Consider the following 25,680-nt stretch of genomic DNA (forward strand, 5'->3'; position numbering starts at 1 on the left):
AATTAGCGACGAATTGTATTATCACCGTAACCAATCCATTTGTAGGTCGTTAAGGCATCTAATCCCATTGGGCCTCTGGCATGTAATTTCTGCGTACTAACAGCAACTTCTGCACCTAGGCCGAATTGTCCGCCATCAGTAAAGCGTGTACTTGCATTGACATACACTGCGGCAGAATCAACTTGACGAACAAAACGGTCAGCATTAGAAATAGATTGCGTTAAAATAGCATCCGAATGCGCTGTGCCATAACGGCGAATATGGCTAATAGCTTCAGTTAAGCCACCCACCACTTCTACATTTAGATCAAGTGATAACCATTCATCACAATAATCTGCATCTTTTACATCAACAACAGTTGCTCCACCTTTTTTCAGCCCAGCTAATGCTTTTTCACTTGAGTGCAAAGTGACCTTTTGAGCAGCCATGGCATTACTTAGCTGTGGTAAAAATACATCAGCAATGTTTTCATGTACTAAGAGTGTTTCTAACGAATTACATGCGCTTGGCCGTTGTACTTTAGCATTAACAATAACGGTTAATGCTTTTTCTAAATCGGCACTTTCATCAACAAATGTATGGCAAACACCAATCCCACCAGTGATAACAGGGATCGTTGATTGTTCACGACATAATTTATGTAATCCAGCTCCGCCACGAGGAATAAGCATATCAATATACTCATCCATTTTTAGCATTTTAGCGACTAACTCACGATCAGGTTTATCAATCGCCTGAATTACCCCCGCAGGAATACCACATTTTTCTAAAGCTTGTTGAATAACGGCAACCACGGCTTGATTGGTATGGTGTGTCTCTTTACCACCACGAAGAATGGCTGCATTGCCCGTTTTTAAACATAATGAAGCAACATCAATCGTGACATTAGGGCGAGCTTCATAAATAACACCAACAACACCTAGTGGCACACGGCGACGTTCTAAACGTAAACCGCTGTCTAACATACGGCCATCAATAACTTGTCCCACTGGATCTTCTAAGCGACATACTTGTCGAACATCATCAGCAATAGCTTTTAAACGTTCAGAAGTCAGTAATAAACGGTCAAGCATAGCAGCATTAATATTGGCTTCACGAGCCACTTGCATATCTTTTTCATTGGCTGCAAGAATTGAAGCTTCTTGTTGCTCTAATAAATCAGCCATAACCAGTAATGCCTGATTTTTTTGCTCTGTCGATAATTGAGCTAAATGCCAAGATGCTTCTCTTGCTGATTTACCCATTTGTTCTAACATCGAAGGCTCCTTAGCTAACAATCATATCGTCACGGTGCACAGCAACACTGCCATACTCGTAACCTAAAATTTGACTAATTTCTTGTGAATGGTGTCCTGCAATTAAACGCAGTGCATCACTATTATAATGGGCAACACCATGAGCGAGATCTTTACCCTGTAAACTTTGAATGCGAATAACACATCCACGAGAAAAATCGCCTTTTATCTCTTTAATGCCTTTAGGTAAGAGGGAGCTACCTTTTTCTTTAATTGCTTTTTCAGCCCCTTCATCAACAATAATCACACCCGCAATTGGTGCACCAAAAATCCATCTTTTACGTGCTTCAAGTGGGCTTTCTAATCCGTGGAATAACGTTCCTACAGGTTCATTATTGATAACTTTAGCAATAACTTCAGGTTGTACACCGGCGGCAATGACAACATCAATACCTGCGCGCCCAGCAACAGTAGCTGCTTGTAATTTTGTTGCCATGCCCCCCGTACCTAAGCCAGATACGCTATCGCCCGCCATTTCACGTAATTCATCATTGATATCAAAGACTTCCGGGATCAGTTTTGCTTCAGGATTACTACGAGGATCAGCCGTATACAGTCCTTCAATATCAGTCAATAATAACAGTTTGTCAGCACTTCCTAAAATAGCGGCTAATGCAGACAGGTTATCGTTATCGCCTACTTTAATTTCTGCGGTTGCAACAGCATCGTTTTCATTAATAACGGGAATAATGCGATTATCTAATAAAGCATGTAATGTATCGCGTGCATTCAGGAAGCGTTCTCTATCTTCAATATCCGCTCGAGTTAACAACATCTGACCAATATGAATACCATAGATGGCAAATAATTGTTTCCATACTTGAATTAATGCGCTTTGGCCTACCGCGGCAAGCAACTGCTTAGAAGCAATAGTTGCGGGTAAATCAGGATAATTCAAATATTCACGCCCTGCTGCAATTGCACCAGAAGTAACAATAATAATCCGGTGACCTTTTTCGTGTTGTTTAGCGCATTGGCGAACCAGCTCAACAATATGAGACTGATCCAGACGTCGTGAACCACCAGTAAGTACACTTGTCCCTAATTTAACAACCAGTGTTTGGCTGCTACTCATAACATTTACCATTCTTGTTGATTATTTAAAAAGATAATACACAGTTTTATCAGGAGAGAAGCGTTATGCCAACCGACATAACGCAAAATCTATGAAAAGTTGCCCTAACACAAAATTAGGGCTGGATGGGAAGCGGAAATTTGTTCATTTTTTCATCTGGCATAAGTGTCATATCTAATTCACTCGCTGCCGTTTTAAGAAATTGATGAAAACGGATCAGTGTTTCATTGATTGATTCAGTAACATCATTTTTACTTATATTCTGATGTATCCAATCACCATTTTTATCGAATAGCCCAATCTGATAATGATAAATGAGCTGTTCATTGTTGCGTTCTAATTCCATCCACCAGCCCCAAAACTCACGTTTTTCTGGTACGACTTTCTTATTTACACAAACAGCTAAACAGTCAAAAAAGAACTGGTTCTCTTGGCATTGTTGCTCTCGGATATAAGGGCCGATTTGAGCAAAACGCTTTAATAACTTACCTCGGGTAGGGTTCAAAGATGAAGTCATAAATTCAGTCTCCTTAGAAACTCTACTGTTATATAATCTAATGTAATTAGCAAGTTATTGTTCATGATTAATTATATTAATTTGTCATAGATCCAATCAGCACTTTTTTGTAACGCTAGCTCTAAGCCTTCATAAAGCGGTTTTTCATTGATTGCTAAGATATCGCCATCCATAGAAGAACGAGCAATTAACTGAGAATCCTCTTTAGGGCTCATTTCATCACCTTTCCAGTAAACCCCCATCATAGGAACTGGAATTCGTCGTCCAATCAGCCCCTGGTTTTTCAGTGAATAACTGCTTAATGATAATCGAAGATTATTTTCATCAATATTCCATAAACCTAAGCGACTCGCTAATACATCAAGATACATCACAGGAATTTTTTTCTGTAGCTCAGATTGCGTGAAGAATGTATGAATTAAAGGCCCTAAGGCAACAACACCTTTAATTAATTTAGGGTAAATATAAGCTAAACGTACAGCAATATTTCCCCCAAAACGAAAGCCCATTACGCCCACACGAGTATGATCAACCCAAGGCACTTCAGAAAGTTGCTTGAGGACTTCGCCTTGTAACTGGCAGGTATCTTCAGTCAATTTTTGTTTTACTGAATAACCGATTGAAGGCATATCTAGCGTTAACATTGCAATGCCTTTCGGTGATAAATAATCCCTGAAGAAGCTGACATAATCGCTTTGAAGCCCATCTAACCCACCGCAAAATAATACTGTGGGATATGGGCCTCTACAATCTTTAGGTAAATGCAGAAAACCAGTTGTAGTTCCCTTTCCTTCTAATTTAAATGTGAGTTTTTTCACCTCAAAAGAGGAAAATTTTGTCGCATTCTCAAATGCTTTCATCGACAAAGTAACGGCTTGATCTGCTAAAAAATCACCATTAATAAAAGGATAGGCAGCAATACTATACAGATGTGCAGCCCGCAGCCAACAATCAGCGGCCGCATCTCCTGACTCATTTCTCAATGCTTTTTGTTGCCAAATCATAGCTTGATGTGACCATTCATATGACCAGCCACCTTTACGGTAACCCACAACGGTATCAATAAATTTATCATCACTACGAGGGGCATCATGTACAGCAATTCGGCTCAAAACTTCTTCTATCTCGATAGGTGAAATACCACGCCAAATCCACAGTAAACGCTGAATAGTACGATACCAATTTTGCTGACTTGTACCATTAAGCACAGTATATGTATTAATATTCGATTTTGGATGAGAGTACTGAATTAGTGTTGAGGTTTCAGCGTGTTTTGCTCTAGGTTTAAATAGAGTTTCAGAAAGGTTTGTATTATTTGCCATATCACTCTTCAAATCAGTCGATATCGAATAAAAGGGGCTAAAAAGTCTGGCTTTATCATAGCATGAAATCAACATGAACGGTGTGTATCACCACAAGTGATAGCACGAAGGTATAACGCAAAGGAAGAATAAAAGCATAAAAACAAAAATCCCCGCCAAGGCGAGGATCTCAATTAAAACAGCCAAATAAATGCTATCAAATTATTTTTGATCGCAAACTGGCGAAATAAAGGCAACACCCATATCCCAAGGCTGTTCAATCCAAGTATTTTGTGGAATATCAACTACAAAATCATCCACTAATGGGCGCCCTTCTGGTTTTGCGAAAATAGTCACAAAGTGAGCTTTTGGATACATGTCACGGATAACTTTAGCAGTACCACCAGTATCAACTAAATCGTCAACAACGATAAAGCCTTCACCATCACCTTCTGCTTTTTTTAAGATTTTGAGGTCACGCTGATGATCATGGTCATAGCTAGAAATGCAGACTGTATCCACATGACGGATACCTAATTCACGAGCAAGTAATGCAGCGGGAACTAATCCCCCACGGCTGACAGCAATAATGCCTGTCCATTGTTCGACTGGTAGTAAACGTTGCGCCAATTGACGGGCATGTATTTGCAACATATCCCACGTTACAACATATTTTTCGCTCATAATATTGTGATCCTAGCTACTTGAATGCGAGAGAAGCTTTTTTGCGGAAAAAAAGGTTGCGCGAGATTATAGTGATTTGAGCACCTAAAAACCAGAGAAAACATGCAAAGAGATGAGATTATCCTCATTTTTTTCTGTATTTTCTTTTTATGATTAAAAAATGAACCATATAAAAAAATGAATACAAATAGAGATCTACTTTCTTAGATAGAGATGTGAATAGAATGACGCATTCATCAGAAGAAAGTGATATTCTCAATTATATTGGCGTATAACGCTCAGAATAATAAAGCTAACCCTTAAAAAAGCGGTAGGCTATTAATAACACAGATGCTGTTAGAGGAGATCCATCGTGTCTGAACTATCTACTCTATCCCCACAACCACTATGGGATATTTTCGCAAAAATTTGTTCGATTCCACATCCATCACATCATGAAGAAGCCTTAGCTTCCCACATTCTTTCATGGGCAAGTGAAAAAGGTCTTTTCGCGCAACGCGATGCTGTCGGCAATATTTTAATTCGCAAGCCAGCAACTAAAGGCATGGAAGATCGTAAAACAGTTGTTTTACAAGCACACTTAGATATGGTGCCACAAAAAAATAACGACACGGTTCACGATTTCACTAAAGATCCTATCCAACCTTATGTTGACGGAGAATGGATCAAAGCAAAAGGCACAACATTAGGTGCTGATAACGGTGTTGGTATGGCGTCTGCATTAGCGGTTTTAGCTGATGACACCGTAAAACATGGCCCATTAGAAGTTCTATTAACCATGACTGAAGAAACAGGCATGGACGGTGCTTTTGGTTTACAACCAGGTTGGTTACAAGCTGATATTCTTATCAACACAGACTCTGAAGAAGAAGGTGAAATCTACATGGGTTGTGCGGGTGGTATTGATGTTAAAACCACAGTAAGCCTATCCTATGAAGCAATTCCTACAGGTCATGTTGTTAAGCAACTAGTACTAAAAGGATTAAATGGTGGTCACTCAGGTGGTGATATCCATTTAGGTTTAGGTAATGCAAATAAATTATTAGCACGTTTCTTAGCTGGTCATGCAAAAGAATTATCACTGAAATTAATTGATTTCCATGGTGGTACACTGCGTAATGCAATTCCTCGTGAAGCAAATATCGTATTTGCAATTCCAGCAGATAAAGTAAGCCAACTAGAAACAGTAAAAGCGAAATTTGAAGCATTATTAAAAAGCGAATTAGCCATTGCTGAAAAAAATCTGAAAATTGAGTTACTTGATACAACAACAGATAAGAAAGTATTTGAGGCAGACTGCCAAGAACGCTTAATAAACCTACTTAATGCAATGCCAAATGGCGTTATTCGTATGAGTGATGATGTTGAAGGTGTTGTTGAAACATCATTAAACGTTGGTGTTGTTAGCATTGTTGACGATAAAGTGGAAATACTTTGCCTAATCCGCTCTCTGATTGATAGCGGAAAAACTTATGTTGTCAGTATGCTGACTGCATTAGCAAAACTAGCTAAAGCTGATATCGAAACAAAAGGCGGTTACCCTGGTTGGAAACCTGATGCTGACTCACCTGTTATGCATTTAGTTCGTGATACCTATCAACAACTGTTTGATAAAGTGCCAAACATCATGGTAATCCACGCAGGTCTTGAATGTGGTCTGTTCAAAAAACCTTATCCAGATATGGATATGGTTTCTATTGGACCAACAATCCGTGGTGCTCACTCACCAGATGAACGTGTTCATATTAAAAGTGTTGGTCAATACTGGCAGTTATTAACAGCAATTTTAAAAGCTATCCCTGCTAAATAATCTTGCTTTAAACATCATAATGAAACCCGCTTAATTGGCGGGTTTTTTGTTACTAACGCTACCATAAAGAAATAATTTATCCCTCTATATACGCTCTATTTCTCTTAAGTATCATAATTTATTCCTTACAGAACAAATACCAACCCACCTTATTCCATTTTGGAATAAACAAATAATCTTAATAAAAATAATTTATAGAATGCTAATTATTATCATTAGCATTAATATTTATTGGGTGATATTTTCATGCTTTCCGCATTTAAAGTTAAAAAATAAAAATTCAAAGGGTCCTATTGTGTCTAACAAAAATTGCGTTGCTAGCGTCATTCTCGCCTTACCTTTAAGTTTACTCTCTATTCAAATTCATGCGGCAGTTAATCAAAATACATCTGAAAAGATAATTGTCACCGCGGCTCCATCACAAGATCCACAATCTCCTGTTTCAGGCTTTATTGCCACAAAAACACTATCAACAAATAAAACACCAACTGAAATTGAAAAAACACCACAATCTATTACGGTAATTACTCGTGATCAGATGGATGCTCAAGATGTCAGTTCCGTTTCTCAAGCGCTACGTTATACACCCGGCGTTTTCACCGAATATCGAGGAAGTTCTAATCGTAATGACGAGGTTTTTATTCGTGGATACAGTTATGCACCTCGTTTTTTAGATGGTTTAAGCTATGGTATGGGAGCTTCATCATCAACAGGGGCACTTGACCCATGGTTATTAGAGCGCGTTGAAGTTGTTAGAGGACCAGCATCTGTGCTTTATGGCCAAGTAAATCCAGGTGGCCTTGTTGCAATGACAAGTAAAAGACCCACTGCAACGCCTATTCGCCACATTCAAGTGCGAGCTGGTAATGATAAATTGGCAGAAACTGCATTCGACTTTTCAGGTGTATTAAGTGATGACAATCGTATTCTTTATCGCCTAAATGGTATTGCCAAAACACAACATACTCAAATAAAAAACTATAAAGAAGAGCGTTTTGCCCTCGCTCCCGCTATTACTTTTTTACCTAATGAACAAACACGTTTAACGTTATTAAGCTTTATTCAGCAAGAGCCTGAGGCTGGTTATCGTAACTTTTTACCCGCTTATGGTACGGTGAAAAAAACACCTGAAGGCACTATTCCTTTTGATTTTGACGTAAACAACCCTGATTATCACCAATCGTGGCGTCAACAATATGGCGTAGGCTATGAATTTGAACATGAATTTAGTGACTCACTCAAAATAGTACAAAATGCTCGTTATAGTCATATTAATCAAAAATATAAATACCTTGTTTTCGGCTCATTAAGAAAAGACAATCCTTATGTGCTTGAACGTAGAGCCCAGCAAGAACAACGTGAAACAGATACTTTAGGAATAGATACACGTTTACAAGCTGATTTTACTACTGCAAAACTTAATCATACAGTGATTGCAGGTATTGATTATCAGTGGAGCAAAGATCAAGACAATTTACGTCGGGCTACGGGCTCAGAGTACGATCTGGATTGGCGTGATCCTAATTATAATCATCCGATTAATATGAGCTTACAAAAACCTGCAACAGACCAGTTGCAAAAACGCGATCAAATCGGGTTGTATCTACAAGATCAGATCCAATGGAAAAATTGGATATTACTTGCAGGTTTACGCCAAGACTGGGCGCAAGTACGAACTCATGATTTCTTAGCAACCACATATGATCAGCAAGATGATAATAAACTAACGGGTCGTGCTGGTCTTTTATATGCTTTTGATAATGGTATTTCACCTTATATAAGTTACAGCACCTCTTTTGAGCCTAATTTACAAACCCGTAGAGCACCAGGTAGTGCGCCATTTGAGCCAAGCGAAGGACGTCAATTAGAAGCGGGTATTAAATACCTCACACCAAATCAGCAAACATTAGCAACGCTCTCTATTTATCAGTTACAACAACGTAATGTTACTAACTATAATGCCGAGAAAGCCTATTTTGAGCCTGTTGGTGAGATTAGAAGCCGTGGTATTGAAGCACAAATTAATAGCCAATTAACTGAAAATATTTCCTTCATTAGTAGCTATGCTTACACCGATACAGAGGTCAGAAAAACCATTATTGCAGGAACACAAGGAAAAGAGTTACCTAGAGTTCCTAAGCATATGGCATCATTTTGGGGTCAATATGATGAAACCTCAGGGCTATTTAATGGGGCTAAAGCGGGCTTTGGTGTGAGATATGTAGGTGTATCTCAAGGTGATACTAAAAATACAATCAGTGTTCCTGCGGTAACCTTATATGATGCAATGATTGGTTATTCATTAGGTGAGTTATCACCTTCTTTAAAAGGTGCTGAAATTCAGCTTAATATGAATAATATTGCGAACAAACATTATGTTGCATCTTGTGCTGGTGATACCGCATGCTTTTATGGGATAGGTAGAACAATGACAGCAACGATGAATTATCGCTGGTAAGATCATATAGAATAAATTAACTACATTGACCATAGCCAATCTATTGATCGGCTATGGTTTTTAATTCTTATAGCGCCAAAAGAAGTTGCCGTTCTATTTGTGGATCTTGCAAGGTGACATGAAATCCGATTAATCGGACACCTCGGCCATTTCGACGTTCATGCCATGCTTGATAAGCGATATTTATTAAATCAGCTTTTTCTAAAATAGGATGAGTATGCTCTTGCGTCGTTAACTGAAAATCATCAAATTTTAGCTTAACGCCTTGCCTTGCGATCCTTAGATCGGGTTTAACCTTTGCGAGTCGTTTTTCTAATTCGTTATACAATCCATCTAGTAATGCTAAGCAGTCATCCCATGAATTAATATCGTAGGCAAACGTCCGTTCAACACCTACCGATTTTCTAAGTCTATCAGGGTTAATTTCTCGCTCATCAATACCATGGCTACGCTCCCAAAGGTTTTGTCCAAATTTTCCTAATGCTTTTACTAAAGAAATAACATCTGTACGACGAATATCAGCACAAGTTTCTAGCCCCATTTCTTGCAAACGAGCAAATGTTACCTTACCTACTCCTGGTATTTTATTAAGCGGTAATTTCAGAATAAAATCATCAACTTGCTCAGGAGTAATAACAAATTGCCCGTTAGGCTTATTAATATCAGAAGCAATTTTTGCCAGAAATTTTATTGGTGCAATGCCTGCGGATGCAGTGAGATTTAATTCATCAAAAATTTGTTGGCGAATTTCTTGAGCCATCAGCGTTGCAGAGCCATGGCAATGCTTACTTTCAGAGACATCAAGATAAGCTTCATCAAGTGAAAGAGGTTCAATAAGGTGAGTATATCGAGAAAATATCTGCCTGATCTTTGCTGAAGTTTCTTTATACAGAGCCATTCTGCCAGGCAATACTTTTAAATGAGGACACAGCTTCAAAGCTGTCGCGGTTGACATTGCACTACGGACACCAAAACGACGTGCAGGATAATTTGCAGTACAGACAACACCTCGGCTAGAGGCATTTCCACCAACCGCAATTGGGATCTCTTTTAGTGCTGGATTATCACGCATTTCAATCGCAGCATAAAAACAATCCATATCAACATGAATAATTTTACGCATACAATTTCCTCATTTACATTACTGTTTAAATATACAGTAAATAAATATTAACTACAATTTTTATTCACTCTTAGCTCCCTCTAACGAGGTGTATTTCTCATAAAAATCTGAATTAGTCTGTTTATTTATAGAATTGTCACAAAGTGATGTTAGATTATTTTTGCTTGTTGATTAATTACATTCACCTTAATAATTGTTTTGTAACTACCTATAAAACAAGGAAATAATTTTTCATGATCAAATTATTTATTGCTATTTCTCTCTTTTTTTATTCTGTAATTCTTATGGCATCCCCTAAAATTATCGCACATCGTGGTGGCACAGCTGATGCCCCAGAAAATACTGAAATTGCTATAAAAACAGCACTCTCTAATCAAGCTGATGCAATTTGGATCACTATTCAATTATCAAAAGATAACATTCCTGTACTTTACCGCCCTAGTGACTTAAAAAACCTAACTAATGGGCAAGGCATGATTTCTGAGTTTACTGCACAGGAACTTAAACAATGGGATGCTGGCTATAAATTCGCAGAAGCACAGCAATACCCTTACCGAAATAAAGGGATCACTATTCCTACCTTAGATGAAATCTTAACTCAATTTCCCACTACTCAATTTTATCTTGATTTAAAATCACCTGATGCTGATCCCATTATTCAAGGTGAAGCATTAGCTACAGTTCTCAGTAAGCATAATGCACTTGATAGAACCCGTATTTATTCCACTAATACCGCCTTTCTTGATGCACTCCCGACTAATGTAGAGCGTTTTGAAAGTCGTGATATTACCCGCGATATCCTCGCCAATATTACTATGAGCCACGTTTGCTTATTGCCTGAAAACTTAGATATTACTCGTTGGTATGGGCTTGAATTACATCGAAAAGTAGAAGTTGTTGAAAAATATACTTTAGGTGAAGCGCGATCAGTTTCCGTTCTGAGTTGGGATAAGGATGCAATGTCCTGTTTTCGTGCTGGTGGCAATGCCCATATTGTTCTTTTTGGTATCAACACCGAAAAAGATTATATTCAAGCTACAGAATTAGGTGCTGATGCCGTCATGGTTGACTCTCCAGCCAAAATGAAAGTATTTAGGAAAGAGTAAATAATTCTATTTAGGTTTTCACTTTTATATTCACTTTATTCTCTTCTACACTTAATAGTGTTATCCGATAGAAATAAGTAAGGAGGAATAAAATGTTAAACAATAAAATTTCTGGTGATTGGAATTTATTCAAAGGAAAAGTAAAAGAAAAATGGGGAAAGATCACCCATGATGAACTTGATATTATCGAAGGTACACGAGAGCAACTCATTGGTAAACTTCAAGAACATTATGACTATTCCTATGAAGAAGCCAAAAAAGAAGTTTTAGAATGGGAGGGGCAAAACCCTTATCCATGGAAGTGAATCTTTAACACAAGGATTCGCTTTTTATTATCCTACTTCTATTCTATTAAAAACTTTTTTTAGAATGCTTATATTTTTAGAATGAATGAAATAAAAAAGAGTGATGGTAATTAAAGCCATCACTCTTTTTTTATCTAAATATCTTTTTTACTATTAAAGAATTCGATTCTTTTTCAGTAACTCTTCTCGTGCGGACTCTTTTGCCATACGTTTTTTACGTGCGTCACAAGGTTCAGGGCAATCACACTCTTTTTCTATCCCCATAGCCCCTAAACCACCGCAACTGCCTTGAAGGCTTTTACGTTTTACAATATATCCTAACGCCATTCCAAAGAAGGCAATCAAGAATAAGATGAAGGCAAAAAGAAATATTTTTAACATAACCTTCTCTCCTTAAATTCTATTTTTTCAAGAACGGGGCGAACGCTTTACTATAACGCTCTTCAAACCCATTTTCAGTTTTCACTATCATAAAGACAGGAATATTTAGTTTATTTGCTACTTCTAACCCCTTTTCAGGCCCTAAAACATTCAATCCAGTAGAAAGGCCATCAGCACTCATGCAAGTGGGGACAATCACAGTAATAGAAACGAGGTTATGTTTAATAGGATGACCTGTAGTTGGATCAATAGTATGGGAATAGCGGATACCGTCTTCTTCAAAGTAGTTACGGTAATCACCAGAGGTTGCAATTGAATTATCACCTGGTTCAATAATTAACTGAACGCTCTGTTTTGTACCATCATTAGCTGGTTTCTCAATTGCTATACGCCAAAGCTTGTCATTACCATTTACACCTTGTGTTCTTACTTCACCACCAATATCAACCATATAGTTAGTGATATTCTGTGATATTAAATACTCAGCAACAGCATCAACACCATAGCCTTTAGCAATAGAAGAGAGATCGACATAAAGCTCAGGGATCTTCTTGATCAGTGTATTCCCTTCAATAGCTAAGTAATCAATGCCAATCCACTGTTTACGTTTTGCTAATTCATCTTCAGAAGGCTGGTGAGTAAATCGACCTTCTGGGCCAAATCCCCATAAATTTACTAAAGGTCCAACAGTCACATCTAAAGCACCATCCGTGATTTTATTAATACGAATGGCTTCACTCACTACTTTAGCGGTAGCAGGTGAAACAGGGAATGGTGTATTAATTTCACGACTTTGATTGAAACGACTCAATTCAGAATGAGGACGATATGTTGACATTTGATCGTTCACTTCTTCAAGAATACGATCGATCTCTGTTTGTAAGACGTTTTGTGGAGGTGAATTACTATCAGGAACATATTTAATCGAGTAATAAGTTCCCATTGTTTCGCCTTCTAATACCTGCTGTTTTTCACCACATGCAGACAATAGAACTAAAGCAGACAGCATCACTATCCAATTTATCATCTTTCTTTTTAACATAACTCTCTCTTCTGATCATGAGCGCCCACATAAGTGGGCGCTTGTCATTTCATTCATTTATGCTTAATGGGAGGTTAGGATCAACCGCCAAAGTCATCCAGCATAATGTTTTCATCTTCAACGCCTAAGTCTTTGAGCATTTTAATAACAGCTGCGTTCATTACTGGCGGTCCACACATATAGAATTCACAATCTTCTGGTGCTGGATGATTTTTGAGGTAATTCTCAAACAACACATTGTGAATAAATCCTGTATATCCTGTCCAGTTATCTTCAGGTAAGGCGTCTGAAAGTGCGACATTCCATGTGAAGTTTTCGTTTTCTTTTGCAAGCATATCGAAGTCTTCAGTGTAGAACATTTCACGCACAGAACGAGCACCATACCAGAAGCTGATTTTACGTTTAGAATGTAAGCGTTTTAACTGATCAAAAATATGTGAGCGCATTGGTGCCATACCTGCACCACCACCAATGAAGATCATCTCTGCATCAGTTTCTTTAGCGAAGAATTCACCAAATGGCCCTGAAATTGTCACTTTATCACCTGATTTTAATGACCAAATGTACGATGACATTATGCCTGGTGGCACATCAGGATTACGTGGTGGTGGTGTTGCAATACGCACGTTTAACATGATGATGCCATGCTCTTCAGGATAGTTTGCCATTGAGTAAGCACGTACTGTGGTTTCTTTTACATCAGAAACGTAGCGGAATAAGTTAAATTTATCCCAGTCTTCACGATACTCTTCAGGCACATCAAAATCTTCATAACGCACGGTATGAGGTGGGCATTCGATCTGAATAAATCCACCAGCACGGAAAGGTACAACTTCACCTTCAGGAATTTTTAATACTAATTCTTTAATGAAAGTTGCTTTGTTATCGTTTGAGATAACTTCACATTCCCATTTTTTAACACCAAAGATTTCTTCTGGTAATTCTAATTTCAGGTTGTTTTTTACGTTGACCTGACAGGCTAAACGACAACCCTCTTTAGCTTCACGCTTGTTAATATGCGAAAGTTCTGTTGGCAGAATATCACCGCCACCCTCTAGCACTTTAACGCGACACTGACCACAAGAGCCACCGCCACCACAAGCCGATGAAATAAAAATACCTTCGTTTGATAATACGTTTAGTAATTTATCACCTGCTGGTGCATTAAAGCTTTTGTCTGGGTCTCCATTGACCTCAACTGAAATATCCCCTGTATTGACCAGTTTTGATTTTGCGAACAAAATCAACGCTGTTAATACCAATACAATCAGGGTAAACATCACGACACCTAGAATAATTATATCCATGAGTTCTTCTCACCCTTTATAGCTGAACACCAGAGAAGGACATGAAACCTAATGCCATCAACCCTGTGGTGACAAAAGTAACGCCTAATCCTTTCATACCTGCCGGTACATCCGCGTACTTCATTTTCTCACGGATAGAAGCCAACAATACGATGGCTAACATCCAACCAATTCCAGAGCCGAAACCATAAACAATAGACTCACTAAAGTTATAGTCACGTTGTGCCATAAATGACACACCACCGAAAATGGCGCAGTTAACGGTAATAAGAGGCAAGAAGATCCCTAATGCGTTATACAGCGCAGGGAAATAACGGTCTAAAATCATCTCTAGGATTTGTACCAGTGCCGCTATCACGCCAATGAAAGTGATAAAGTTTAAGAAACTTAAATCGACACCTTCCATTAACGCATTATCACGTAACACATAGTTGTAAACCAAGTTATTCAATGGCACAGAAAGACCTAGAACAACGGTAACAGCGATACCTAATCCAAATGCCGTTTTTACGTTTTTAGATACAGCGAGGAATGTACACATCCCTAAGAAGAACGCGAGCGCCATATTCTCAATAAAAACAGCACGAACAAACAGGCTTATATAATGTTCCATGGCGATTAGTCCTCTTCAACCTGTGCAGGTTTTAATGTACGTAATCCCCAAATTAGCAAGCCAATGATAAAGAATGCACTTGGTGCTAACAGGAATAAACCGTTAGGCTGATACCAGCCACCATTCTGGATAGATTCCATCACGGTAATGCCAAATAATTTACCAGAACCGAAAAGTTCACGTAAAAATCCGACAAGGATCAAGATAGCGCCATACCCTAAGCCATTACCAATACCATCCATAAAACTTTCAATCGGTGGTGATTTCATTGCATAGGCTTCTGCTCGCCCCATAACAATACAGTTAGTAATGATAAGGCCAACGAAAACAGAAAGTTGCTTAGAGATTTCATACGCATAAGCTTGCAAAATTTGGTCAACAACGATAACTAATGAAGCAATAATCGCCATTTGAACAATAATACGAACGCTACTTGGTATGTAATTACGAATTAGTGAAATAAAGAAACTTGAGAATGCAGTAACCAGTGTTACGGCAATTGTCATCACGAATGCAGTTTCAAGTTTTGTTGTTACAGCCAGTGCAGAACACACACCCAATACCTGTAAAGCAATAGGATTGTTATCTAACAATGGCCCAAGTAAAACGCGTTTAATTTCTTTTGTATCAGCCATTGATTTCTCCTTCACGTACTTTTTTCAGGAATGGGCCGAAACCTTTTTCACCTAACCAGAAGTCGAACATATGCTGGATGCCATTTGAGGTCAGTGTCGCACCAGAAAGTCCATCAATGCCATAAGGATTGCCAGAAGCAGCACCACTACGCACAATCTTGATAGCAGGTACGCCTTCTTCATTGATTAGACGCTTACCTTTCCATTGTGCTTTCCACTGAGGATTGTCAACCTCACCACCTAAGCCTGGTGTTTCACCATGAGCATAATAAGTAATACCTTTGGAGGTTACGCCATCAATATCAACCGCAATAAACGCATACATCACAGACCATAAGCCAGAACCATAAACAGGTAGAACGACTTCTGTAGTTTTGCCTTGTTCATCAAGCACAAAATACACTTCTGCAGTATTTGCACGTCGGCGAATTTTAGCTGCATCGTCTGCTGGTGATAATGCAATTGAAGTATCATCACTACGTAATGCAGCGTTTAAATCAAAATTGCCTTTGCTATCAGTCAGTTCACCTGTCTGGAAATTAACAATTTTTGCTTTAATACGAGTGTTGTATACTTTCAGTACATCTGTCGCACTCATTTTAGGTACGAGCAGACCCGCAACATCAAGAATATTACGTTGTTTATCAAGAAGCTTTTGTTCTTCTTGTTTAGACTTCAGTCCAACAGCCGCTCCAGCTACTACCACGGAACACACTAGACATAGAATAAATACAACGAGGAACGTTCTTGCGACGCTATCTTTGTTTTTCTCTTTAGCCACGAGCTATTCTCCGCTTAATATTCGCCTGAACAACCACGTAATCGAACAGTGGTGCAAATAAGTTTGCGAATAAGATTGCCAGCATCATACCTTCTGGGTAAGCCGGATTGACGACACGAATAAGCACAGCCATTACGCCAATCAAAATACCGTAAGCCCATTTACCTTTATCAGTAAACGATGCGGATACTGGATCTGTTGCCATAAACATCATACCGAAAGCAAAACCACCTAATACTAAGTGCCAGTGCCAAGGCATTGAGAAGAGAGGATTGGTGTCTGAACCGATAAAATTAAACAGGTATGACATTGCAATCATGCCCACCATTACCCCAGCAACAATACGCCATGAAGCAATGCGAGCAAAAAGAATGACAGCACCACCGATTAAAATCATCAGCGTTGAAACTTCACCGATAGACCCTGGAATATATCCAAGAAAAGCATCCATCCAAGAGATAGGTTGTTGAGTGACGGTATTTAATAATGCACTTTCACCCGATACAGACCATTGTGACAATGGTGTTGCACCAGAAAAGCCGTCAGCCGCAGTCCAAACCAGATCACCTGAAATTTGAGCCGGATAAGCAAAAAACAGGAATGCACGACCTGCTAATGCTGGGTTTAAGAAGTTACGCCCTGTACCACCAAAGATTTCTTTTGCGATAACAACACCAAACGTAATACCTAATGCAGCCTGCCAAAGTGGTAATGTTGGCGGTACAATCAAGGCAAATAAGATTGATGTAACAAAGAAGCCTTCGTTAATTTCATGGCCACGAATAAAGGCAAAAAGAACTTCCCAAAATCCACCAACCGCAAAAACCACAAGATAAATAGGTAAAAAGTAAGTTGCACCAAGTAGCATCTTACTTGCCCATCCAGCATCTGTAGTTAATGATGCGCCGAGGAATTCAGCAAGGCGATAATGCCAATCTGAAGCAATGATTTGCTGTAATTCAGCACCACTGTATAACTGATTAAGTGCAGGGATCGCTTGATGACCGACGTTATACATCCCCCAAAACATTGCTGGGAAAACGGCTAACCAAACTAAGATCATCATACGTTTTAGGTCAATAGTGTCACGAACATGACCACCATTACGCGTCACTGTGCCCGGTGTATAAAATACCGTGGTCACAGCTTCATAAAGTACGTACCATTTTGCTAGTTTGCCACCGGGCTCAAAATGGTGCTCTACTTTTTCAAATAAATTTTTCAAACCCATGAGTTACCCTTCCTGCTCAATTTTGGTCAATACTTGGCGCAGTGCTGGGCCATACTCATATTTGCTTGGACAAACATAAGTACATAATCCCAAATCTTCTTCATCCAATTCCAAACAACCTAATGCTTGTGAACTGTCTGTATCACCTACAACTAAATCACGTAATAAATGCGTTGCCATAATGTCTAACGGCATAACACGCTCATAGTTACCAATTGGTACCATTGAACGTTCGCCACCATTCATTGAGGTTGTAAAAGCAAAGCGTTTATTTTTTAGGAAGTGACCGATAGTTGTACGTGTGATAGAAAATTTATCGCTACCCGGCATACCCCAACCAAATAACTCTTTATCACGACCTTCTCGTAATACAGAAACTTGATTATGGAAACGACCTAAATAGTGATGAGCCTCATCAGATTTCCATCCCCATAGTACAGAGCCAGAAATAATGCGGTTTTCATCATCAACTAATTGATCTTTGGTTAACTCATAGAGATCAGCCCCTAAACGAGTACGCACTAAACGCGGTGCTTTTACTTGAGGGCCAGCTAATGCAACAACACGTTCAGTGTATAAAGAACCTGTTGTAAACAAGTAACCAATAGCAATCACATCTTGGTAATTTAAATGCCAAACCATTTTCTTAGCACTGACAGGTTCTAAGAAATGAATGTGAGTGCCTACCAACCCTGCTGGATGAGGTCCAGAAAATTGGTTATAACTAATTTGTCCGTCATTCAATTTTGCAGGCGATTTTTCGCCATGACAAACATAGACCTTTCCTTCAGTTAATCGGGTTAAAATAACAAGGCCATCATTAAATGCCTTCTCATTTTGCTCAATAATAACCATAGGATCGGCTGCAAGTGGATTGGTATCCATTGCAGAAACAAAAATGGCAACAGGTGTTGTACCTAAATGTGGAGTACAACTGTAAGGACGAGTCCTTAACGCAGTCCACATGCCCGATTTAACAAGGTTGCTTTCAACCTGTTCACGGGTTAAATCTGACAACGTAGCGCTATCATAGCGGTTGAAGGTGATTTCTTCGTTGCCATCAATTTCTATCACTATAGATTGGAACACACGGCGTTCACCGCGGTTAATTTCAACGACTTTACCACAAGCTGGGCTGGTGAAAACAACACCGGCATTCTTTTTATCTTCAAAAAGAATTTGCCCTTTTTTTACATGCTCACCTTCCGAAACCATCATAGAAGGACGCATACCGACATATTCTTCACCTAGCAGTGCTACGCGTCGAATCGCGGGTCCGTCTTCTATCACTTGGGCAGGCGCTCCTGCAATTGGGAGGTCGAGTCCTTTTTTAATTTTAATCATAAGATTTGCACAAGTTTATCAGTTAAACCCTAAGCTACAAATTCACCCCGAAAATGTAGCGACTCTGTAATAAAAACATCTTAAGGTGTTTTTGAACCTTAAGTTATTTATCTCCGATAATTGTTACTATTTTCTCTTATTCTGCCGACCTGAATTTTATCATCTCAGCCTAAACCTGTCTGACTATTCGAGTGATTTAGCTCAAGCAAATGGGAATATTATTTTGACTGAAACGTTAACAACTCGTATAAACCGAATTAAAATATCATCTTTCTCGACGATCGCTTAAATTTCACACAGAATATTTTGTAATAGAAAAGAAACCATCTCAGATTTTAATTTACAAATTTATTGCTTCATAGCAATCTACGATCTACTTTATCAACAAATTTTAAGCTATTTTTCTGATAAAACCATGACCAGTCACGCAAAACAACTAATCAGTTTTTTAACATTAATGTTAACTTCTTTATTAGTTAACGCTGAAAACAGTTCAAAATTTCTAATGGAACCTGTTAAAAAAAGCACAGGACGGCCTATCTATATTCAGATTTTCAAAGAAGAAAGCTTACTTGAACTTTATACAGAAAAATTAGATGGGCAATTAGAAAAAGTACGTACTTACCCTATTTGTAGCTATTCTGGTGGGTTAGGCCCTAAAAAATTTCAAGGTGATTTAAAAAGTCCAGAAGGCTTTTATCAGGTTAATTTTTCACAATTAAACCCGAATAGTCGATTTTACCGAGCTATCAATCTAGGATTTCCTAATCAATACGACAAATCAAAAGGATACACCGGGGATTTTTTAATGATCCATGGAGCGTGTAAATCGGTTGGTTGTTATGCAATGACAGATTCAGTTATGGATGAAATTTATCAGTATGCTGAACTAGCCCTGAAAAATGGACAATCAGTGATCAACATTCATATTTTCCCATTTAAAATGACTAACGAAAATATGAAGAAACATCACTATTCAACGGACATCGATTTCTGGCAACAACTTATGCCCGCCTATCAATATGTCGAAGAGCGCAAACAGATCCCTTCTGTTACTGTTAAGGATGGACGCTATCTGGTTAATAACACCTCAATTGTACCAAATCAACCCACCCTTAATTTATCACAAAATAGTGAAAGCAAATGGCTACAGGATACGCACACCACGATCAAATAACACAAACTCCCCCACAGGAATACGCTGCCAAGACTCATTTCCAGTAAGTGGTAATGTTGAAATAACAGAAACAACATCATCTGATTGTGTATGTTGCTGAAAATCAATTTCTACATCTTGATCAAGTAGTTTTGCTTTTCCAAAAGGCGCTTTTCGCGTGATCCAATGTAAATTTGTTGAACAATACGCCATAACAAATCGCCCATCAGATAACAGCATATTAAAAACCCCTTTTTGCCTTAATTGAGAGGCTAAAGTAGAAATAAAGCGAAACACAGCCAGCCAATTAGCAGGTGTTCGTTTATAACGCTCTTCAAGTTGATTTAAGATCCAGCAAAATGCTTTTTCACTGTCTGTTTGACCGATGGCTCTAAAGCGCCCTGTTTCAAGAGATTGATAGCCTTTTAATTGACCATTATGTGCATAAGTCCAATTTTTACCCCATAATTCACGGGTAAAAGGATGTGTGTTCTCTAAAGAGACATTTCCTCGATTCGCCTGACGAATATGAGCAATGACAGCCTCAGATTTAATCGGATACTCTTGAACAAAGCGAGCGACAGGTGAAATAGCACTGGCTTGAGGATCTTTAAATGTGCGACACCCTAGTCCTTCATAAAAGGTAATTCCCCAACCATCTTTATGAGGCCCTGTTTTGCCCCCTCTTGGAATTAACCCACTTAGACTAAAATTAATATCTGTCGGTACATTTGCACTCATGCCTAATAATTCACACATCGCTCACTCCTTCTTGTCGATGTTTATTGCTGATTTATAGCAATAACGACTTACTTTTCCATTTCTTTTTCAATTAATTGGATCAGAATATGGATAACTTTGATATGGATCTCTTGAATGCGATCAGCATAACCAAAATGAGGAACGCGAATTTCAATATCCGCTGTACCATCCATTTTGCCACCGTCTTTGCCTGTTAGCGTAATGACTTTCATGCCTTTTTCACGCGCAGCACTAATCGCTTTAATAATATTGCCTGAGTTACCTGAAGTTGAGATACCCAGCAGAACATCACCTTCTCTACCTACAGCTTCAACATAACGTGAAAATACATATTCATAGCCAAAATCATTACTCACACATGAAATATGGCTTACATCAGAAATCGCAATGGCAGGATAACCAGGACGATTTTCACGGTAACGCCCTGTCAGCTCTTCAGCAAAATGCATTGCGTCACAATGAGAACCACCATTACCACAAGATAATACTTTGCCACCAGCTTTAAAAGAATCTGCTAATAATACAGCTGCTTTTTGAATAGCTTCAATGTTTGCATCATCTTGAAGAAAGCGAGAAAGGGTATCTGCTGCTTCTGTTAACTCACCACGGATAAGATCTTGGTACATAGGATTTTTACTCCAGAAAGGGTAATCGAAATTTTCTGTTTCTCAGTGTAACGGATCCAATGTCATGAAAGAAGATACTCATTACCGACAAATGCTAACTTCTCTCATTTACGAATAATTTGTGAGCTATATTGTAATTAGAATGTAAATATATTGATAAAAGTTGGTGACTAGATTAGATCTAAATAACAAACAACAGGTCTGACCTCTGATCTCTTGCTAAATACAGGAGTTTATTATGACACTACTCAGTATTGCACTTTTCATTATTCTTATAGGCATACTTAGTTATCGCAAATTTGGTATTGCGGTAAGTAGCCTTGTTCTCATTGCTTACACTTTTGTAATGGGTCTAGCTAATATTTGGAGTTACTGGCTACTCCTCCCCGTTGCATTGGTTTTATTACCCTTTACACTTCCGTCTATTCGTAAAGCCTATATTTCAGCTCCTGCACTTAAAGCATTTCAAAAAGTCATGCCTTCTATGTCTAAAACAGAACAAGAAGCCATTGATGCAGGTACAACATGGTGGGAAGGTGAGCTTTTCCGTGGTGCTCCTGATTGGAAGCAATTGCATAATTATCCAAAACCACAACTCACCGCTGAAGAGCAAGCGTTCCTTGATGGCCCAGTAGAAGAAGTTTGTCGTATGACAAATGATTTTGAAATCACTCATGAGTTGGCTGACTTACCACCTGAAATCTGGCAGTACCTAAAAGATAATCGCTTCTTTGCGATGATCATTAAAAAGGAGTACGGCGGATTAGAGTTTTCTGCCTATGCACAATCCCGTGTATTGCAAAAACTGGCTGGGGTATCTGGTATTTTAGCTATCACTGTTGGCGTACCTAACTCTTTAGGCCCAGGTGAACTTCTTCAGCATTATGGTACCGATGAGCAGAAAAAACGCTATTTGCCTGGTTTAGCCAAGGGAGATGAAATCCCTTGCTTTGCTTTAACCAGTCCTGAAGCTGGCTCTGATGCAGGTGCGATCCCAGACAGTGGTGTCGTTTGCATGGGAGAATGGCAAGGAGAGCAAATATTAGGTATTCGCTTAAATTGGAATAAACGCTATATCACCCTTGCACCTATCGCAACCGTATTAGGACTAGCGTTTAAATTGCGTGATCCTGAACATCTTTTAAGTAACGATGAAAATCCTGGTATTACCTGTGCATTAATTCCCACCGATGTAAAAGGCGTTGAAATTGGCCATCGCCATTTCCCATTAAACGTTCCGTTTATGAATGGGCCTACTCGCGGTAAAGATGTTTTTGTTCCTATTGATTACATTATTGGTGGGCCAAAAATGGCAGGGCAAGGCTGGAGAATGCTGGTGGAGTGCCTTTCTGTTGGTCGTGGCATTACTCTACCTTCAAACTCTACCGGTGGATTAAAAAGTGTAGCGATGGCAACCGGCGCTTATTCTCGTGTACGCCGTCAGTTCAAAATTCCTATTGGTAAAATGGAAGGTATCGAAGAGCCATTAGCACGTCTGGCTGGTAATGCTTATCTTTTAGATGCTGCCGCAACCTTAATTACCACGGGTATTATGTTAGGGGAAAAACCTGCCGTTTTATCTGCTATCGTCAAATACCATTGTACTCATAGAGCACAACGTGGCGTTATTGATGCAATGGATATTGTTGGTGGTAAAGGGATCTGCCTTGGAACTTCAAACTTTGTTGCCCGTTCTTATCAAGGTTCGCCTATTGCGATCACAGTTGAAGGTGCCAATATTTTAACACGTAGTATGATCATTTATGGTCAAGGTGCTATTCGTTGCCATCCTTATGTGTTAGATGAAATTGCCGCAGCACGTGATAGCAATCTACATGATTTTGACCGAGCCTTATTTGGCCATATTGGGCATGTTGCAAGTAACACCTTACGAAGCATTTGGTTAGGTATCACTAATGGCCGTTTAAGTACATCACCAACCAATGATGAAACACGTCGTTACTATCAGCAAATTAACCGCCTTAGTGCCAATATGGCTTTATTATCTGATGTTTCAATGGGTGTTTTAGGTGGAAGTTTAAAACGTCGTGAACGTATTTCTGCTCGTTTGGGTGATATTTTAAGCCATATCTTCCTCGCTTCTGCGGCCTTAAAACGCTATGAAGATGAAGGGCGCCATACTGCCGATTTACCATTAGTACATTGGAGTGTGAAAGAGTGTCTATACCAAGCTGAAAATGCAATTGATGAACTGTTACGTAATTTCCCGAGCCGAATGATTGCAGGTACTATGCGCGCTATTATTTTCCCTCTTGGTAAAGCGCAAAAACTGCCATCCGATAAACTAGACAGTAAAGTGGCTCAAATTATTCAACAACCATCTGAAACTCGCGATCGTATTGGTAGAGGCCAATTCTTAACACCTTGTGAACACAATCCACATGGTTTAATGGAAGAAGCGTTGCTTGATATTTTGGCAGCAGAACCTATTTTCGACCGTATTTGTCGCCTCTACGAGAAAAAATTCAGTTTTACTCAATTAGATAAGTTAGCAGATAAAGCGTTAGCGGATAAACGAGTGACTCCAGAAGAGGCTGATATTTTACGTAAAGCTGAACAAAGTCGCTTACGGAGTATCAATGTTGATGAGTTTGACTTTGATGCACTGGCGGTCCCCGCAAAAAAGCCTAAAACGAGTAATACCAAAACAGACAAAGCAGCCTAGTTTATTTATATAAGGGCACATCATCCGCCCAATAAAACAAAACACCTCATGACTTAATTAGTTATGAGGTGTTTTTATTTCAATCAAAGTGGGCTAATAAAAACGATTAATTAGAGATCCAACTCCAACGCTAATAATTCTTCTATGGTTTGGCGGCGTCGAATTAATCGAGAAGCCCCTTTTGTTATTAATACTTCTGGAATAAGAGGACGACTATTATAATTAGATGACATTGAAGCGCCGTAAGCCCCTGTATCATGAATAATTATGTAATCACCCACTTGAGTTTGAGGTAATAAACGAGGGGTAACAGTGCCACCTTCCTGCTGAGTAAAAACATCTCCCGATTCACAAAGCGGGCCTGCAACAATAGTTTCTTGTAATTCTGTCATTGGCTTTATTTGCCCATGATTATCTAAAACTGAAATTTGATGGTAACTTCCATACATCGCAGGACGCATTAAATCACTAAATCCGGCATCCACCAGCACATAGTGACGACTTCCCATCGATTTAACCGCCCTCACTTGAGAAACTAATACACCAGACTCAGCCACTAAGAAACGCCCCGGCTCGATTTCAAGCTCAATATCATGACCAAGATGTTGTGCAATACGTTGACGTGCTTTATCCCATAACGAAAAGTAGTGGGTTAAATCGACTGTTACATCACCTTCTTGATATGGCGTTGATAATCCTCCACCTGCTGAAATAGCATTAATATCAACTTTAGAGCTAAGCACTTGCTCAACCATTGCATCACATACACTAGCGAGATGTTGATAATCAACACCAGAACCAATATGCATATGAAAACCAACTAAAGTTAGGTTGTATTGTTGGATCACAGATAATGCTTCAGGGACATCATCGAACCAAATACCATGTTTACTATTTTCCCCCCCTGTATTGGTTTTTTGGCTATGCCCATGACCAAATCCAGGGTTAACTCTTATCCAAACAGCATGCCCTTGATTGCGTTCACCTAATTGACGAAGCATATCAATAGAACCTGCATTAACAGGAATATCTAACTCAATAACACGCTCAATAGTTCTTTCATCCAATAAATCAGCAGTAAAGACAATCTCGCTTTTTTCTCTACCACCTTGATAGCCTGCCACTAAAGCACGTTCGATTTCACCTAATGAAACCGAGTCTACTTTTACACCCTGCGCTTTCATTAAACGTAAGATATGAATGTTTGAGCAAGCCTTTTGAGCAAAGCGGACCACATCAAACGATTTTAGTTGAGCAATACGTTCAGAAATTGTATCGCCTTGATAAATCCATAATGGCGTTCCATACGTTTGTGCGAGTTGATATTGAGCCATAGTGATTGATGTTGTCATAATATTTACTCATAAAAGTCACCGGTGAATAAAATGATTATTAATTAACTTGAAAAGGAATAAAAATATCAAATAAGCTACACTCTATTC

The 25,680-nt window shown here is 38.9% G+C and carries 23 protein-coding genes; 6 read left to right on the forward strand and 17 right to left on the reverse strand.

Annotation, left to right across the window (positions count from 1 at the left end; translation table 11 throughout):
* Positions 1-2: 2 nt before the first annotated feature.
* The 5 genes from GWI68_RS16530 to gpt form a co-directional block, all read right to left on the reverse strand.
* Complete coding sequence (locus tag GWI68_RS16530; RefSeq protein ID WP_166540979.1) at positions 3-1,256, reverse strand: glutamate-5-semialdehyde dehydrogenase; 1,254 nt, start codon at positions 1,254-1,256, stop codon at positions 3-5.
* 10 nt (positions 1,257-1,266) lie between these two features.
* Entirely contained in the window at positions 1,267-2,370 is a 1,104-nt protein-coding gene (gene proB, locus GWI68_RS16535; protein WP_072070889.1) for a glutamate 5-kinase, read from the reverse strand.
* Between the two features lie 115 nt (positions 2,371-2,485).
* Positions 2,486-2,887, reverse strand: coding sequence for a sigma factor-binding protein Crl (gene crl, locus GWI68_RS16540; protein WP_109409457.1), 402 nt, complete (start codon positions 2,885-2,887; stop codon positions 2,486-2,488).
* A gap of 71 nt (positions 2,888-2,958) precedes the next feature.
* Positions 2,959-4,209 (reverse strand): esterase FrsA, encoded by a 1,251-nt coding sequence (frsA, locus tag GWI68_RS16545; protein ID WP_166540980.1) that lies wholly within the window; start codon positions 4,207-4,209, stop codon positions 2,959-2,961.
* Between the two features lie 201 nt (positions 4,210-4,410).
* Positions 4,411-4,872 carry a xanthine phosphoribosyltransferase gene (gene gpt / locus GWI68_RS16550; RefSeq protein ID WP_166540981.1) on the reverse strand — a complete coding sequence of 154 codons (462 nt, stop codon included), beginning with the start codon at positions 4,870-4,872 and terminating at the stop codon, positions 4,411-4,413.
* A gap of 352 nt (positions 4,873-5,224) precedes the next feature.
* On the opposite strand from gpt, the gene pepD reads away from it, so the two are divergent.
* Positions 5,225-6,682: a beta-Ala-His dipeptidase gene (gene pepD, locus GWI68_RS16555; RefSeq protein ID WP_166540982.1), complete on the forward strand. Its 1,458-nt coding sequence runs from the start codon at positions 5,225-5,227 to the stop codon at positions 6,680-6,682.
* A 295-nt stretch (positions 6,683-6,977) separates the two neighbouring features.
* The gene (locus GWI68_RS16560) at positions 6,978-9,140 is read left to right on the forward strand and encodes a TonB-dependent siderophore receptor (protein WP_166540983.1); all 2,163 of its coding nucleotides are present in this window, start codon (positions 6,978-6,980) and stop codon (positions 9,138-9,140) included.
* 67 nt (positions 9,141-9,207) lie between these two features.
* Here the strand turns inward: GWI68_RS16560 and dinB are convergent, their stop codons facing one another.
* Positions 9,208-10,263 (reverse strand): DNA polymerase IV, encoded by a 1,056-nt coding sequence (gene dinB, locus GWI68_RS16565; RefSeq protein ID WP_166540984.1) that lies wholly within the window; start codon positions 10,261-10,263, stop codon positions 9,208-9,210.
* A 233-nt stretch (positions 10,264-10,496) separates the two neighbouring features.
* On the opposite strand from dinB, the gene GWI68_RS16570 reads away from it, so the two are divergent.
* Together GWI68_RS16570 and GWI68_RS16575 are read left to right on the forward strand one after the other, a co-directional pair.
* Positions 10,497-11,369 (forward strand): glycerophosphodiester phosphodiesterase family protein, encoded by an 873-nt coding sequence (locus GWI68_RS16570; protein ID WP_166540985.1) that lies wholly within the window; start codon positions 10,497-10,499, stop codon positions 11,367-11,369.
* Between the two features lie 92 nt (positions 11,370-11,461).
* The gene (locus tag GWI68_RS16575) at positions 11,462-11,674 is read left to right on the forward strand and encodes a CsbD family protein (protein ID WP_072070896.1); all 213 of its coding nucleotides are present in this window, start codon (positions 11,462-11,464) and stop codon (positions 11,672-11,674) included.
* Positions 11,675-11,827: 153 nt separating this feature from the next.
* On the opposite strand, the gene nqrM is transcribed toward GWI68_RS16575, so the two are convergent.
* From nqrM to GWI68_RS16615, 8 genes are all read right to left on the reverse strand, one after another.
* Complete coding sequence (nqrM, locus tag GWI68_RS16580) at positions 11,828-12,055, reverse strand: (Na+)-NQR maturation NqrM (protein ID WP_036932601.1); 228 nt, start codon at positions 12,053-12,055, stop codon at positions 11,828-11,830.
* A gap of 19 nt (positions 12,056-12,074) precedes the next feature.
* Positions 12,075-13,097 (reverse strand): FAD:protein FMN transferase, encoded by a 1,023-nt coding sequence (locus tag GWI68_RS16585; RefSeq protein WP_166540986.1) that lies wholly within the window; start codon positions 13,095-13,097, stop codon positions 12,075-12,077.
* A gap of 80 nt (positions 13,098-13,177) precedes the next feature.
* Positions 13,178-14,404, reverse strand: coding sequence for an NADH:ubiquinone reductase (Na(+)-transporting) subunit F (gene nqrF / locus GWI68_RS16590; protein WP_166540987.1), 1,227 nt, complete (start codon positions 14,402-14,404; stop codon positions 13,178-13,180).
* 16 nt (positions 14,405-14,420) lie between these two features.
* Positions 14,421-15,017: an NADH:ubiquinone reductase (Na(+)-transporting) subunit E gene (gene nqrE / locus GWI68_RS16595; protein ID WP_006534792.1), complete on the reverse strand. Its 597-nt coding sequence runs from the start codon at positions 15,015-15,017 to the stop codon at positions 14,421-14,423.
* A gap of 5 nt (positions 15,018-15,022) precedes the next feature.
* A complete protein-coding gene (locus tag GWI68_RS16600; protein ID WP_072070899.1) occupies positions 15,023-15,652 on the reverse strand; it encodes an NADH:ubiquinone reductase (Na(+)-transporting) subunit D in 630 nt (209 codons plus the stop codon).
* Positions 15,645-16,433 (reverse strand): Na(+)-translocating NADH-quinone reductase subunit C, encoded by a 789-nt coding sequence (locus tag GWI68_RS16605; RefSeq protein ID WP_166540988.1) that lies wholly within the window; start codon positions 16,431-16,433, stop codon positions 15,645-15,647. Before GWI68_RS16605 ends, GWI68_RS16600 begins: the two co-directional genes overlap by 8 nt.
* Positions 16,426-17,664, reverse strand: a complete 1,239-nt coding sequence (locus GWI68_RS16610) for an NADH:ubiquinone reductase (Na(+)-transporting) subunit B (RefSeq protein WP_109409449.1) — start codon at positions 17,662-17,664, stop codon at positions 16,426-16,428. Before GWI68_RS16610 ends, GWI68_RS16605 begins: the two co-directional genes overlap by 8 nt.
* A 3-nt stretch (positions 17,665-17,667) precedes the next feature.
* Positions 17,668-19,008: a Na(+)-translocating NADH-quinone reductase subunit A gene (locus GWI68_RS16615; RefSeq protein WP_166540989.1), complete on the reverse strand. Its 1,341-nt coding sequence runs from the start codon at positions 19,006-19,008 to the stop codon at positions 17,668-17,670.
* A gap of 415 nt (positions 19,009-19,423) precedes the next feature.
* Between GWI68_RS16615 and GWI68_RS16620 the strand changes: the two genes are divergently transcribed.
* Positions 19,424-20,185, forward strand: a complete 762-nt coding sequence (locus tag GWI68_RS16620) for a murein L,D-transpeptidase family protein (RefSeq protein WP_109409447.1) — start codon at positions 19,424-19,426, stop codon at positions 20,183-20,185.
* Here the strand turns inward: GWI68_RS16620 and GWI68_RS16625 are convergent.
* Positions 20,156-20,923 carry a class II glutamine amidotransferase gene (locus tag GWI68_RS16625; RefSeq protein ID WP_166540990.1) on the reverse strand — a complete coding sequence of 256 codons (768 nt, stop codon included), beginning with the start codon at positions 20,921-20,923 and terminating at the stop codon, positions 20,156-20,158. The genes GWI68_RS16620 and GWI68_RS16625 overlap by 30 nt on opposite strands.
* 50 nt (positions 20,924-20,973) lie before the next feature.
* Complete coding sequence (lpcA, locus tag GWI68_RS16630; RefSeq protein ID WP_072070905.1) at positions 20,974-21,552, reverse strand: D-sedoheptulose 7-phosphate isomerase; 579 nt, start codon at positions 21,550-21,552, stop codon at positions 20,974-20,976.
* A gap of 238 nt (positions 21,553-21,790) precedes the next feature.
* On the opposite strand from lpcA, the gene fadE reads away from it, so the two are divergent.
* Entirely contained in the window at positions 21,791-24,238 is a 2,448-nt protein-coding gene (fadE, locus tag GWI68_RS16635) for an acyl-CoA dehydrogenase FadE (RefSeq protein ID WP_166540991.1), read from the forward strand.
* Between the two features lie 110 nt (positions 24,239-24,348).
* On the opposite strand, the gene lysA is transcribed toward fadE, so the two are convergent.
* On the reverse strand, positions 24,349-25,590 hold the full coding sequence (gene lysA, locus GWI68_RS16640) for a diaminopimelate decarboxylase (RefSeq protein ID WP_166540992.1): 1,242 nt from the start codon (positions 25,588-25,590) through the stop codon (positions 24,349-24,351).
* Positions 25,591-25,680 lie beyond the last annotated feature (90 nt).

Origin of the sequence: Proteus sp. G2669, from assembly GCF_009915245.1 — a bacterium.
In the GTDB taxonomy this organism is placed as follows: domain Bacteria; phylum Pseudomonadota; class Gammaproteobacteria; order Enterobacterales; family Enterobacteriaceae; genus Proteus.